General features: G+C 60.2%; 9 protein-coding genes and 1 pseudogene. 6 read left to right on the top strand and 4 right to left on the bottom strand.

What is annotated here, in order from left to right:
• Nucleotides 1–198 precede the first annotated feature (198 nt).
• Nucleotides 199–804: a hypothetical protein gene (locus HH310_RS40965; RefSeq protein ID WP_169181166.1), complete on the top strand. Its 606-nt coding sequence runs from the start codon at nucleotides 199–201 to the stop codon at nucleotides 802–804.
• Nucleotides 805–897: 93 nt separating this feature from the next.
• Here HH310_RS40965 and HH310_RS40960 read toward each other — a convergent pair whose 3' ends face one another.
• Nucleotides 898–1,863: a hypothetical protein gene (locus HH310_RS40960; protein ID WP_169181165.1), complete on the bottom strand. Its 966-nt coding sequence runs from the start codon at nucleotides 1,861–1,863 to the stop codon at nucleotides 898–900.
• 356 nt (nucleotides 1,864–2,219) lie between these two features.
• Here HH310_RS40960 and HH310_RS40955 point away from each other — a divergent pair, with 356 nt between their 5' ends.
• Complete coding sequence (locus tag HH310_RS40955) at nucleotides 2,220–2,885, top strand: hypothetical protein (RefSeq protein ID WP_169181164.1); 666 nt, start codon at nucleotides 2,220–2,222, stop codon at nucleotides 2,883–2,885.
• A 644-nt stretch (nucleotides 2,886–3,529) separates the two neighbouring features.
• On the opposite strand, the gene HH310_RS40950 is transcribed toward HH310_RS40955, so the two are convergent.
• Together HH310_RS40950 and HH310_RS40945 are read right to left on the bottom strand one after the other, a co-directional pair.
• The gene (locus HH310_RS40950; protein ID WP_248294912.1) at nucleotides 3,530–4,468 is read right to left on the bottom strand and encodes an ISAs1 family transposase; all 939 of its coding nucleotides are present in this window, start codon (nucleotides 4,466–4,468) and stop codon (nucleotides 3,530–3,532) included.
• A 190-nt stretch (nucleotides 4,469–4,658) separates the two neighbouring features.
• On the bottom strand, nucleotides 4,659–6,761 hold the full coding sequence (locus HH310_RS40945) for an NACHT domain-containing NTPase (protein ID WP_169181163.1): 2,103 nt from the start codon (nucleotides 6,759–6,761) through the stop codon (nucleotides 4,659–4,661).
• Nucleotides 6,762–7,298: 537 nt separating this feature from the next.
• Here HH310_RS40945 and HH310_RS40940 point away from each other — a divergent pair.
• The 4 genes from HH310_RS40940 (at nucleotide 7,299) to HH310_RS40925 (ending at nucleotide 10,737) form a co-directional block, all read left to right on the top strand.
• Nucleotides 7,299–7,469, top strand: coding sequence for a hypothetical protein (locus tag HH310_RS40940; RefSeq protein ID WP_169181162.1), 171 nt, complete (start codon nucleotides 7,299–7,301; stop codon nucleotides 7,467–7,469).
• Between the two features lie 744 nt (nucleotides 7,470–8,213).
• The gene (locus HH310_RS40935) at nucleotides 8,214–8,447 is read left to right on the top strand and encodes a hypothetical protein (protein WP_169181161.1); all 234 of its coding nucleotides are present in this window, start codon (nucleotides 8,214–8,216) and stop codon (nucleotides 8,445–8,447) included.
• A gap of 510 nt (nucleotides 8,448–8,957) precedes the next feature.
• Entirely contained in the window at nucleotides 8,958–9,572 is a 615-nt protein-coding gene (locus tag HH310_RS40930) for a hypothetical protein (RefSeq protein WP_169181160.1), read from the top strand.
• A gap of 10 nt (nucleotides 9,573–9,582) precedes the next feature.
• Nucleotides 9,583–10,737, top strand: coding sequence for a DUF262 domain-containing protein (locus tag HH310_RS40925; RefSeq protein WP_169181159.1), 1,155 nt, complete (start codon nucleotides 9,583–9,585; stop codon nucleotides 10,735–10,737).
• Between the two features lie 1,120 nt (nucleotides 10,738–11,857).
• On the opposite strand, the pseudogene HH310_RS40920 reads toward HH310_RS40925, so the two are convergent.
• A pseudogene (locus HH310_RS40920) lies at nucleotides 11,858–12,381 on the bottom strand (XRE family transcriptional regulator); the annotation flags it as partial.

Here is a 12,381-nt window from a genome sequence, read left to right as displayed (position 1 = left end):
CTGACGCTGCGAAGGACTTCGTGGAATCTGCCCACAGGCAGCCAGCATCGAAGTCAGCCCCGTCCATGAGGACTTCCGGGGGCTTGGCCGGACAGTCCGAACCGTCGCGTTGTCTACACTGGCGCACTGGCGCACTGGCGCACTGGCGAGCAACCATTTGAGGTTGAGTTCGAGGTTTAAGTGGCGTTGAGTGTTGCTATGGGAGAAGAGTTCGACTGGACGAGCACGCGGATCGATGACATGTATCCGAACGCATACATCCTCGCCGAGATCGGACGAGTAGCGATTGCGGCAGCACGTGTCGACCAAGAACTCGCGTTGGTTCTCGTAGCGCTCAAGGGCTCTATGTCGTTTGAGGAGTTACTCAAGAAGTCTAGCGGCGACCTCATCAAAACCGTCAAGCAAAAGAATACCGAGTTTTTCGAAGGCGAGATGCACGAGTACGCGAACCGCGTCTTGGACGCCGTCCGCGGGATCCTCGACAGTCGGCACTCGGTCATGCACAGTATTTGGAGCACGGAGGATCGGAAGACGCTTCTCAGCGCAGAGGCGTTGCGCACCATCCGCTCGCAGGAGGAGCTGGACACTTTGATCCGTGAGCGAGGTGCAGCCGCACAATGGCGGACGTTCCACCCGAAAGCTCAAGCTCCCGGACCGCAGACGTTGGAGGAACTCGGTCAGATACGTCGTGAGCTTGAGGAAGCACGTGGCGGGCTGACGACGTTGCGCTTCACGCTGGCCAGCGCGTTATTTGCAGGTAAGCCGCCAGGCGCTCGACGTGTTGTCAGTCCCCAAGACCTGTAGCCCTCAGGTCCTGATCATTCCACGTCTGGCGCATCAGCCACCGTGACTAGGCCCACAGTGACCACTCTGAGTCGCGTGGCCAAGCAGAGGTGGCTAGCGTGCCATTGCGGACAGAGCTAGCCCAACCCGTAGAGTCGGGCCTTTCGCTTTGTCGAAAAGGCTGGTAAAGCGCATCGCCACATGCGCGGGACGGGTAACCCCGACCATGCCGAGGGTAAGTTCGACGGTACACTCCGTAAAGTCCCGGAGTAGCGCGGACAACTCGGTGGTCGGTTCGCCGAGCGAACAGGTTGGGCGGATACGAAGCTCTCCTGATGTACGGCAGTACGCGCCGTCCGGGTGAGCTTCGATGCCTCCCGATCGGACGAAATCATCCTCCGTCGGCGTCACGATAGTCGGCGTGAAATGGTTCTCGATGCCGCCGATGCGCAGCGTGCCGCTCATCCGGTGTGCGGGAAGAACGATGGAGTCGGTCGAGCCCAGCTCGACGTAAAGCGCCACGAAGCCTGAAAAGAAGATCTCCCCGCTGCGATCGTCACCAATCAGGCAGGCGGCGCCGACGGGGGTAACGGCCGGAACGTGTGAGGCCGGCAAGAGTATGCGCAGCAGCTCGCGACGCTTGGCGCTGCGAGTTTTCGTCCCTTCGCGCCACGGCACCTCTAGCTGCGGAGCTCCGCCACCGAGGTTCTTGATCGCATACGGAGCACGGTCCGTGGCGAAATACAGAGCGAGCACGGTTCCTCCAGGCACTGACACCCGCAAGAAGGTCAGATCCGGCGCAATGCCGTCGTCGAAGGCCTTCGTGACCTGGCTCCACCAGTCGGCCGGGTCGACGCTCTCATCGAGCGGGACTAGCTTCTTACCGTCCTCGTCGACACCAACGATCCAGAGGATGTCTTCACCAAGGGCGGCGTTGGCCGCGCCAGCAAGTTGGCGTGGTCGGTTCGGATCAAACAATGTCGACTTGCACTCCACACGCTCGTCCTCGACTGCACCGCCCGCCAGGACGATTTCGACGGCCGTAACGACCATAGCCTCGATCAGGGCCCGCTTCACCATGCTCGCTAGGCTTACTCGGCTATCGTCGAGGCGTCCAGTGGGTTAGGGCCGTTTAGTATCAATGCAGCCGATTAGTATCAATGCCAGCCGAGCTGAGCTTGTGCGCCCTACTAGACTCCCGATCTAAACCGTTGCGGGAGGTCGTGGCTGTGGTGATCGGCAGCAGCAGGGGCATCCGTCGAATCGAGCCGGTGTTTTAGTCACGGGACGTAATCGGACTCCTCAAAGTGCATATCGGTTGAGTTGCCGGCGTCGCCGATACTGTCTGGGTGGTAGACATTGAGCCGCGCGTCTGGAGTGTCACTGGCCGTGCGACTGGCAACTCGATCGCAGCCGGCGTAACTGCCCTGGCCGCCATGATCGGTCTCGGACCCGCAGAAGCAACCACAGTCGGCGCGTTCGGAGGATCACTTGCCGAGGAGGGCATTGCGCTCATTACGTCTTGGCGAGCTCGCCGGCTCCGCAACGTGGAGCAGTTCGGTCTTGCTGTGGATCAGGCGACCAGCGCGGCGTTGGACGACCTCCTGAAAAACGTATCGGGCGACCCAACTGCTCTGGAGCTATTGGCCCAGACGGTCGAGGCAGCTGCTCGATCTCTTGATGACTGGAAGATCGACCTTCTCGCACGAGCGTTCGTCGACGGGCTCAGCAGTAACGAAACTGTTGATGTCTCGGGTGTGGCCATAGATGTCGTCCGGCAGCTCGAAGTGCTGCACCTACACGCTCTCGCCCGACTTCCCTCCGTCGTGTACGAGCCCGGCAAGGATGACTACCTGGAAGCACGGCCCGTCCCCGACTTGGTCCGGCCCTCGGATTCGGTGTCGATCCCCGGACCAGACCTTAGCGAAGTCGTACACGCAGTTCTGGGCAAGCTAGTCACGTTAGGGCTGGCCGTCCAAGTCGAAAGAGGCACCTACGGAACCATCGGAGTCCCTGCTTACATGGTCACGCGGCTCGGCGATCGAGTACGGCGACTACTTCGCGAACGTGGAAGCTTCTTAGCCGAGCAACACCCGGCCTAACAAGTCTTGAGGGGTCGGAGCCCGATGCACCCCGAGTGTGACCGTAAAGGCTCCGCGCTCCAGCACGGGCGCGCCCCGGGGTCAGTCATGAGGGAGCCGTGGCGACGCCAGGACTGTGCACGCGAATCGGTGGCGCCGGTCGTTACCCGCAGCGTGGCGTGCAGTCAACAGTCATGCCGCCCGCGGCCAGGACGTCACACCACAGGTAGCCCCGCCACCAGCCACGGTCGACGGTCCGCTCGGTCGCAGCACGATCGGCGCAGATCCGCCACGAATCGCCTGCGGGTCGCGTGATCAGAGGCTCGGAATCAGGTGGCTTCTTCCCGAGCCCTCGTGCTTCGCTGCGCTCATGAGCTTGTGGGTGCACGTTTTCGTCCTCGGCGCGGACGGGAAGAGGTAGTTGCCGGGCGAACCGCCCGGTGTTTGTGACCTGGCCGGCTTCGAAACTGGTGGACTCAGAGACGGGGTTCGGAGGTGGTCCGCTCGCTGGGCGCCCGCTTCTTCGTGGCCTTGGCCGACGGCGGCCCCTGGAGTTGAAGGCCGGTCAAGTCCCGGCCTTCAAGGATGAGTGCCTCCTGCTGCGCGAGAACTTGGAGACTCCAGACTCAAGGCTGGCCCTGGGTCCTTCAACGCATGTCGTCGAGCTAGGGCTCGACGATTTGCCTGCGATCAACAAGATCAGTTAGACCCGCGCAACTCCCGTGCAGGCTGACACAATAGATCTTGTTTTCGATGGACCAGTGTCCGCGGATCCACGCGGCCAGCTGGGCCGGTTTGGCCTGGTGGACACCCAGGTCGGTGATGGCGTAGACGGTCTCGGTGGTGAAGCACTTAGGCTCGTCGAGCCGTCGTCGGCGGATCTGCATGGCCTGGGCAGCGTTCGGGAAGTCGATGCCGGTCGAGACGGTAAGGATCTTCAGGGTGCGAATCTCGCGTCGGCCGTGCCCGCGTTCGTCGTCACGGGTAGCGTCCGGGACCCTCCGCCAAGGCAGGCTGGCGAGCTGTTTGTGCAGGTAGGGCTGGTTGCCTTTCACGGTCAGGATCCAATGCGCGCCACGTTGCGCGAGGTAGCCGGCGTGGTCGCGCTGGCAGTGCATCGCATCAGCGGTGATCACGGTGTCACGCAGATCGCCGATCTCGTCGAGCAGCGGCTGGAACCGGGTGATCTCGTTGGTCTCGCCGTCGACGTCGGTGCTGGCCAGGACCACACCGGTATCCTGGTCGGCCATCACATGATCGGCGGCCGTGTCGGCGGTGTGGGAGCCCCGCAGGGTCTTGCCGTCGACCGCTATCGCCCGCCCTCCGGCAGGGATGTCCGCCAGAGTGCGGCTACCGAGCCACGCGCTGACCACTGTGGTCAGAAGGTCCGGGTCCAAGGCCTGTGGCAGCCGGCGGATCATCGCTTGGGACGGGCGCCGATCAGCAGCGATACCCAGGGCCTGGACCGTCGCGTCGGGCACGTCGGCCACCCATTCCGCGATCGCGGCGTACGAGCGGTAACCGGCCACCACGGCGCACACCGCTGTGGTCACCACTACGCTGAGCTGGTGCCGGACACCGCATGCCCGTCTTGCTGCCGCCAACCGAGGAGCTTCTACCTTGATCCACTCAAGTCGGACACTGTCGCGACTTTGCGGCCCTGACCGGCTTGGAAGGGCTTTCGGGCCGGTGACGATCAGATGCTGCAGCAACACACGCGCCTCAGCAGACTTCGTGTTGTCTTTCGCGATGCACAAAAAACGCATTGGGCCACGCGGCCAGAGACCATAGTCCTTAGGTCTCACTGGGTGCCGAATCTTCGATCTTTCGCTCTCCACGGCGAAGCAGGTAGTCACGGAGGCTCGTGTGGCGATATTCGTACGCTGTTCCCGACATCCGCAAAAGACCCGCTGTAGTTCCCCATGCCAGAAATGCGGCAAAGCGTAGCGGCAGGCCATGCTGTGAATAACCGGTCCAAGTCGCCCTAAGGTATTTCGCAAAGCTGCTCGTGATTACGGCAGATATCACGTACGAGAAGCCGAAACAAGCCGCTTCCTGCGGACCTAAGATACCCTCTAGAGCTACGAATTGAAGAAAGCCTGTAGCTGCCCCGATCATGCACGCTGCATACAGATCGCGTCTAAGGATGTCCGTCGGCGCTTGGTATTGAGCTGGATCATAAGGATTGAGGATTACTGCGGTAACACCAGCGAGACCGAGGGAGGCTGTGTACAACACGGCACTGCTCTTGTCGAGGACGGCAAAGGAGAATATCGCAGTAACACCCACGCACAAAGTAACGACAGACGCGATCGCTGCTCCCTTTTTAGTACGAAGCCTGCGGGACGTTATAGCCCGGGGAAAACTCTCTCCCGACGCTCTTGTTGCCGTTAAGACACTCACCAAAAGGAGGTTCGCCGAAAAGCTCAAGGCGACCGGCCAACCCGAGCGATTGGTTGGCTCGCTCCCGGGGTAGTTGGCTAGACCGAGCCAGTGAAGTAATTGGTACACCGCGAAAGGCGCCTGAACGGCCGCCAAGAGTCCCAATGATTCCAAGAGTGGCGACTTTTTCTTGCTCACGGAATCCATAAATGATGCCCAATCCGGCAATATAATCCCGGCGTCACGGCGAGTGCCAGGCGAAACCTTGTTCGCAAGGGTTGCAATTGTAGTTAGATCCTTTAGGCTCCGTTTCGGATCTCGCCCGAAATGGAGGCTCCTATACCTTAGGAAGCTCTCAAGGAGGATAGGCTCGACGCGCTCAAGATAAACCCGCAAGGCCTTTTGGCCTCGCCGACTCTCGCTCGCCGTTGGTAGAAGATCACCGGCGTCACCCCCGCCGTTATAGAAGGCCGTCGCCATCGCTAGCCGCCACGGAACACCGAGAAGGATCTGAACAGGCGAGTTGCCAACGGAAGCGGCGTCGGCTAACCCTTGCCACGTTTGCGGATCGTTGCCTTGGCCGTGCTCTGCCATATATGCGGCAATGGCTTGGCCTTTCAGGGGCTGCATCTCCAGCTCCGTGAAACCCCGGAGTTTACCCTTGAGATTCGCGGATCGAGGTGTTCCGCTGCGGCATGTTACTACGATGCCAATACCGACTGACGTAGCCGTGTATCTATTAATCCGGCTAACCATGGCCGTAGAACGGCTAGAGTCTCCCTCGCCCGGATCGACCTCGTCGAGGGAGTCAAGGATTGGAATTATCATACCCTCGGCGATGAGACTTGTTGCCAAATCAAGGCGAATCCCAAACCTTCTCACTAAATCTGCACTCATCCAGTCAAATAGCTCTTGATCGCCGGGCCATGAGGGCAACCCAAATAACACAGGTACTGCGATGGTAGTGGCGTCGCTATTGTTTGCTGCGTCACGACGACGGTTCAAGAGATTCGTGACCAGCGTTAATAAAGCTACCGTTTTTCCGCTTCCAGGATCTCCGGTAAGTAGCATCCGTCCGGATGTACTATCGGTGTAATATGAATCAATTGAGTCCAAATGAATGGATTTACTCCGCTGCGGAGTGGTTCCAGATCGCCGGGATGTCACTCTATGGCGTTCAATCAACGTTACTCGCGCTGCACGCCTTTCGAGTTCATCAGTTCCTAAAAGGCGTGCTAGTTGTAGCGATTCACGCTTCAAAATCGCGCGAGCAAGTATGTCGGAAGTCTCAAGAAGCTTCGTTCTTGAATTCGGTGAGTCCGCCTTCAGCCGATCCCAGATGAGGAAGGCGAGGCCGACTGCACCTAGTGACATTCCTAATATATTGGACCAACCGACATACGCGTTGAATTCATTTAAATCGCGACGCCTAGTCCACGCCGCGATCGGGATACCAACGGCGAGCATCAGCAAACCCGTTGCGGACAGTGCCCAACCCGCCTTACGTAACGTCAAGCGGATCCTTGTAGTCGGAGCGTTCACCGGCCCACTTTAGACATGGCCGTCGATGGGCGGTGCCCAGGCACTGCCGCAGCACCGACCTTCTGCGGAGATTGGGCGTTACCCTACTTACCCATGGCTGTAGCGATGTGGCATGGCCAGGCGCATCAGCCGTCTGAGGTTGTCCGCAGCACCAGGTCCACGCTGGGCAGCACGTCCGCACAGGCGGAGAAATCACCAGCCACCGTCGGCTTGGGAAGCGCCTAGGGCCGTGACCGCGGACGTGTTAGGTGTTGGTCAGGCACCCGGGTGGTTGGCCCCCAGCATCGTTGGCGTTCGTTGCGGGTGGGGCGCGCTCGCGGCGTCGCGCGGCCAGGAAGTCGGAGTGGCGGGCGCTGGCAGGCTGCCTACAAGCGCGCTCCATGAGCGTTGAGGATGACTACCCACAGGCCGATTCGACGGAAGGTGTCGGTGCGCCGACCGCGTCGGCCCCACTTCACGTTTGGTCTCGGGGACCGGGTGGGTGCCAACCTGGGAGATGTGGCTTGCCCCATGACGGTCGCCGCCGTGCTCCGCGGCGACGGCATGGTCTTGGTCGGTGATCACGAGGGTTGGACGGTCGAGTCCGACGACCTGAGCATCGCCCTGTCGGCCGATCCGCTGGCCGCAGTCCTGCGCGCGAGGATCCCAGCCCAGCGGGACGGGGATCAAACAGCGAGGTGAGACGTTCTCACGGCTCGTGTGGAAATAACCTGTCCGAGACACAAGGGATAGTCACACGGTGATCGCGAGCGGGGAGTTCGCCTGCCGCATCATGAAGCAGGCCGTTGAGGCGAGCGGCACGCTTCGGGGTTAATCCCAACCCTCAGCCCGACGAAGTCGGCGGATCTCCGGCCAGTCCTCGACGCTCAACACCCTCCCGATCTTGGAAGGGGGGTCCAGGTTCAACCGCGCCCTCGGGTCAGTTTCACGCGCCGTCGACACCGCACATACCGAAGCTGAAAGGCGGATTCGCCGACATCGGCTCGTTCGCCCGCATCGCCGCCGGCTCGCCCGCCGCTTCTTCCTGGTTTGGGCTGTTTGCACGTCAACGGGATCTAAGAGGGTACCTCTGACGAGTGATGACCTCTTGTGTTCGTCCGGTACGCTTCACCCATTGCAGCGCACCACTAGAGTCCGTTATGCCACGTGAGGGGCCAAGCGGGTCTTAGCCGGCCGAACACAAAGCAAAGTCGGGATTGCAAGCGTACGAGCACGACCGGGACCTGCACCGCTTAGGAGCCGTCCCGATGATGAGACCCCCGCTCGCCGGTGGCGCGGACTCAGCGAACGCCAGTCAGATGTTCAGGCTGGTCGAGCTGAGCCGTGCACGCGCACGTCACTCGACCTCGATGTGTGAGGGGCAAGCGTGTGGGGACCGAGGACCCTGCGGTGTGGATGTCGGCTGCGGCAGCAGCAGGTGCAGTCATGACCGGGATCTTCGGTCTGATCCGGACCAAGATTCATGCGAATCGAGATGCGCGCATTGCGGAGATGGCATTGCGGGGCGCCAAACCGCGCGAACGACCCGAGATCCTCGATGGACTATCTAAGCTCCGCTCGTTTCATCCCGGCGTGACCGCTGCGAACGTGGACGAATCGGCTGTGAACCTGAGTGTGACCGATCAGGTGACCAAGGCTGTTCGCCGCGCGCGACCATGACCACGCTCGCGATTTCGGCGACGCTCCTAACTGCAGAGAAGACCCAGCTTAGCCAGGTGTCGTCTCGCTGATCCAGCCGGCGACGAGGGCGGGTCGTCTCCGGCGTCGAGCGTGGCGCGGTACGGAGCGCGTTTTCGACCAGCCGAGCATGCTCGGTAAACCTTGCCGTCTGACTCACCCCGGCTCGGACATCGAAGCGTGAGCGATGCCTGAACCCGACGCGCCGCGGAGCGAGGCGACTCCGACAAGACTGACCTCCTCCTTAGTCGCTGACGCGGCCATCGTCACGCGCGACGCGCGCCGCCGGGACGATGCGGTTGCTTCAGCTCGACTGCCGCTGGCCGCGACGCCTCAGCCAGAGATTGTTGCGCCCGGCCGGCGGTCGCAAGAAGACCCGACGTGTCCATGCGCGCTCTCTGGTGCAGCGCCCGATGACGCTGCACCGCTACGATACGCGTGCGATGTGCATCGATCACGGATGTCGGACCTCGTCTCAGGAGCGCGCCACGAATGACAGATTGGGCGAAGATCGAGGTCAAAGACTTTATGGACTTAGTCCGCAGTGACGAGCACGTAGATCTTCTCGTTGGTCGCATCGTGCTGGACCGCTTACCTTTCACGTTCGACTCCAAGGCCGGCTACTTCCTTTGGCGGCATGAACTAGGTTCAGGATTCCAGGTCGACGCTCGGGACGTCGTCCTCGTTGGAAGCGCAGCTATAGGTCGAAGCCTCAACCCCCAGAAGAGGTTCAAGGTTTTTGGTTCGCAGTCCGACATTGACATCGCGGTAGTCTCACCAACGCACTTTGACCGAGCCTGGCACTGGTTTCGCAATACCGATCCTTTGCTGCTGCATCTGGATGGCGATACTCGCCGTACATTTGACCAGCATAAGAAGCAGTATATTTTCGAAGGCATGGTGGCCGCTAATGTGTTTCTCGGCTATTTGCCTTTCGGGCAAGACTGGCTGCGAACACTGCAGAGATGCGAACGCTATCTCCCTCCTCTGCTTCGCGGAAGAGTGCAAACGGTTCGGATATACAAAGACAACCAAGCGCTAAGGGAAGCGCAGGCGAGAAGCCTGCAGGCGTATCGAAACTATCTTGCAAACAAGTCGAGCAGCTGAGGCGAGATCTATGGCAACAGTCAGCTTTCTAAATACAAGTCACCAGACGATCAACTGGTTCGCAGAGCAGAACAGGCTTGGGCGGCTGACCGTCAAGCCGCCGTTCCAGCGTCGACCCGTGTGGACTCCTGAGGAAAGCGCCTACTTGGTCGACACCATTCTCCGGGGTTATCCAATCCCCGAAATATACATCTACATGTCTCCGGATGCTGACGGCGGAGACCATGTCTACGTTGTCGACGGTCAACAACGTCTCCGCGCTTGCCTGGAATTCTTAGCGGACGGATACGCTATTAAGTTCGACCCGCGAAAGCTAGGACAAATCTATTCGCTTGCCGACACCCCATGGTATAACAAGCGCTTCTCTGAGCTTAGCGTCGAACAGAAGGAAGCCTTCCGAAGGTACAAACTAATCGTGCGCGACCTCGAGGGTGTCACGGACGATCACATTCGTCATATGTTCCACCGTTTAAACCAATCTACCATGTCGCTCAACGCCCAAGAACTGCGTTACTCGATGTATCGTGGTGGGTTGCTGGCTACGGTCGAAAGGCTGGTCGAGCGGGAGGAGTGGGACACGTTCAGAATATTTACAAAGCTGCAAAGGCGACGCATGCTCGATTCGGAGTATGTAGCTGAGCTTGTTATAGGATATCTCCATTGGCCACAGAACAAAAAGGACAACCTGGACGACTATTATCGACAGTACGGCCCTGAATTCCCCTTCGCCGATCAAGTGACTGAGCGATTCGACTTCGTGCTCGATTACCTAGCTAGACTTTTTCCGGAGCCCCGGATGGCTGGCACTCGTTGGTACCGCAAGTCGGACTTCTATACCCTCTTCCTCGCTATTGCGCGAGGTCGTATTAATGTGGCGACGATGGATAGTGGGAAGTTTCGTGAGTCATTGGTTGACTTCTCGAACCGGGTTGGCGACTCCAAAGTGAGCGAGGAACCCGACAGTCCTGTTATGGTCTATCGGGCGGCCGTGGAACGGGCGGCCACGGACAGAGCCCGACGGGTGAGGCGGGAGGACGCTCTTGCATCTTTCGTTGCCGGCCTACTTTCGGTGCCTGCAGCTGGCGCCGAATACCTAACCGCAGAGGAATCCGATTCCCCGTCGGCTGACCAAGATGAAGAAGACGAGGAATATCTGGACGAGTAGGCTAGAGGCGCTGTGGAATCGACCGGTCCCTGACCCACGACGCCATCAGCGCTCGTCGGGAAGGCTTCGCGTACGCGTCGGAGATATGTTCGGGTCAGCACTAATTGGAGTCATCGGATGGTAATCGCGCTTTCTCGGGATGCGTTGATAGATCCTCAACAAAAAGCGGTCCGGCGCCTCGCCGGATAAGTTTGGACTCGAGGGCCTCTCGTATGGAGATACGTAGTTTTCGACATCGTCTCGCGATGGCGAGAAATGGTTGATCGATCTTTGCGTATGCAATTCCCATCCGAAAAATGCCACGTTGCCGCCCGCGGAGACGAGTTCGCCACGGCTCATCCCTCTCCTCACGTCGCCACGTTATGCCGGCGCTGTCGACGAAGGTCACTGCCGATTGGAAACGGCGCATCAATCGCCGTCGCTGGGGAAGGCCCTCACCGAGCGGCCAGGGGTACGGATTAGCGAATTTTAAACCTCCTTCAGCCGATTCCCCGCCGTCCAGCGATTCAAGTCGAGGTCCAGGTAGAACATCTCCAGTGTCCTTGATTAGAATCCACACGGCGACGGCTGAAATTTACTGCAGGCTATTATTGTGTATAGCGACTACAGCCCCCTCCCAACCGATTGACTCGTCACCCAGGGCATCTACTGGGGCTGCGAAAACCAAGCGAGCCTGGGCCGCCTCGGCCTCGTACCTCTCCTCCCGTCGCAATCGTTTGTCGTGGCGCCAAACCAAGAACGCAACAATGACAGCCGTCGCAGTGAAGATTGCTCCGCCGAACGTGGACCAAGCTTCAAGTTTATCTGTCCAGGTCGGCGCCTCGGCGGCAAAATGTATCATGGCGGTAAAGTAAACCTTCTGCGGGAGAATACGCAATTAATATAGGGAACGACGGGCTCTAGGGAAGTCTGATGAGCGGGTGATCGTGCCGCCACGCATCCTGGGACGCCAGGATGCACCGGGACGTCCGTCTAGTTGCGGTTCCTGCATGGAGCGGACAGCCACAAGCTCGTGGGTAGCCGGTATCTAGATGGCGAAAGCATTGGGACACCGGCTACCTGGGGCCCCGGTCGTACGCGTTGTCAGAGCCGTGTGCGGCCGGGCTGCCGGTGACGGTATTCAGGAGCCGGCCTCGCGGCTTGCCGCCCAAACCCGCTCGAACGAGTCGAGGTAGGTGCTCGCGATGCCCTCTCCGCTTCGCCTTCGCAAGTGGAAGACAGGCGCGTGTGACGCTGGGTGCCCGTATATGTGCGTGTTGACGAGCAGTTCGTCATCGGCGCGGTAGATCGAGTTGTAGAGCACCGTGTCGTGAAGGCGCAGCTCGGCGCCGGCGTCCACAACGGGGCGGAATCCGATCAGGGCCGTGCGGATGCGTGCACTCATGCCGTCGCCGATGCCCTCTTCAGCGCCTCGATCGGTGACGTGCGTGCCGTCTGACTTGCCCAGGGCGATTCTCACTCGTGCGCCTGCCGCTGCTCGGTCGCGGAGCCGGGACGACACTTCGATGTCTTCGGCGAGGAAGAGCGCGCTGTAGGCGAGGATGCAGATTTCACGTTCTGCCTTGGCGAACAGCCGCGACCAGGCATCTGGCGGGACGGCCGCGCGATGTGGGTAGACGATCCCCACCTCATCGCGTTGTCTTG

This window comes from Actinoplanes sp. TBRC 11911 (genome assembly GCF_012933445.1).
Classification (GTDB): Bacteria; Actinomycetota; Actinomycetes; order Mycobacteriales; family Micromonosporaceae; genus Actinoplanes.
Note: the sequence above shows the minus strand (reverse complement) of the source record. Positions and strands in the feature narration are given on the sequence as shown.

Bases quoted from the DNA above. Each gene is read 5' to 3' on its own strand.
- HH310_RS40955 (WP_169181164.1), top strand. From the start codon at position 2,220: ATGATCGGTCTCGGACCCGCAGAAGCAACCACAGTCGGCGCGTTCGGA.
- HH310_RS40935 (WP_169181161.1), top strand. From the start codon at position 8,214: ATGACCGGGATCTTCGGTCTGATCCGGACCAAGATTCATGCGAATCGA.
- HH310_RS40925 (WP_169181159.1), top strand. From the start codon at position 9,583: ATGGCAACAGTCAGCTTTCTAAATACAAGTCACCAGACGATCAACTGG.
- HH310_RS40940 (WP_169181162.1), top strand. From the start codon at position 7,299: ATGACGGTCGCCGCCGTGCTCCGCGGCGACGGCATGGTCTTGGTCGGT.
- HH310_RS40965 (WP_169181166.1), top strand. From the start codon at position 199: ATGGGAGAAGAGTTCGACTGGACGAGCACGCGGATCGATGACATGTAT.
- HH310_RS40960 (WP_169181165.1), bottom strand. From the start codon at position 1,863: ATGGTGAAGCGGGCCCTGATCGAGGCTATGGTCGTTACGGCCGTCGAA.
- HH310_RS40930 (WP_169181160.1), top strand. From the start codon at position 8,958: ATGACAGATTGGGCGAAGATCGAGGTCAAAGACTTTATGGACTTAGTC.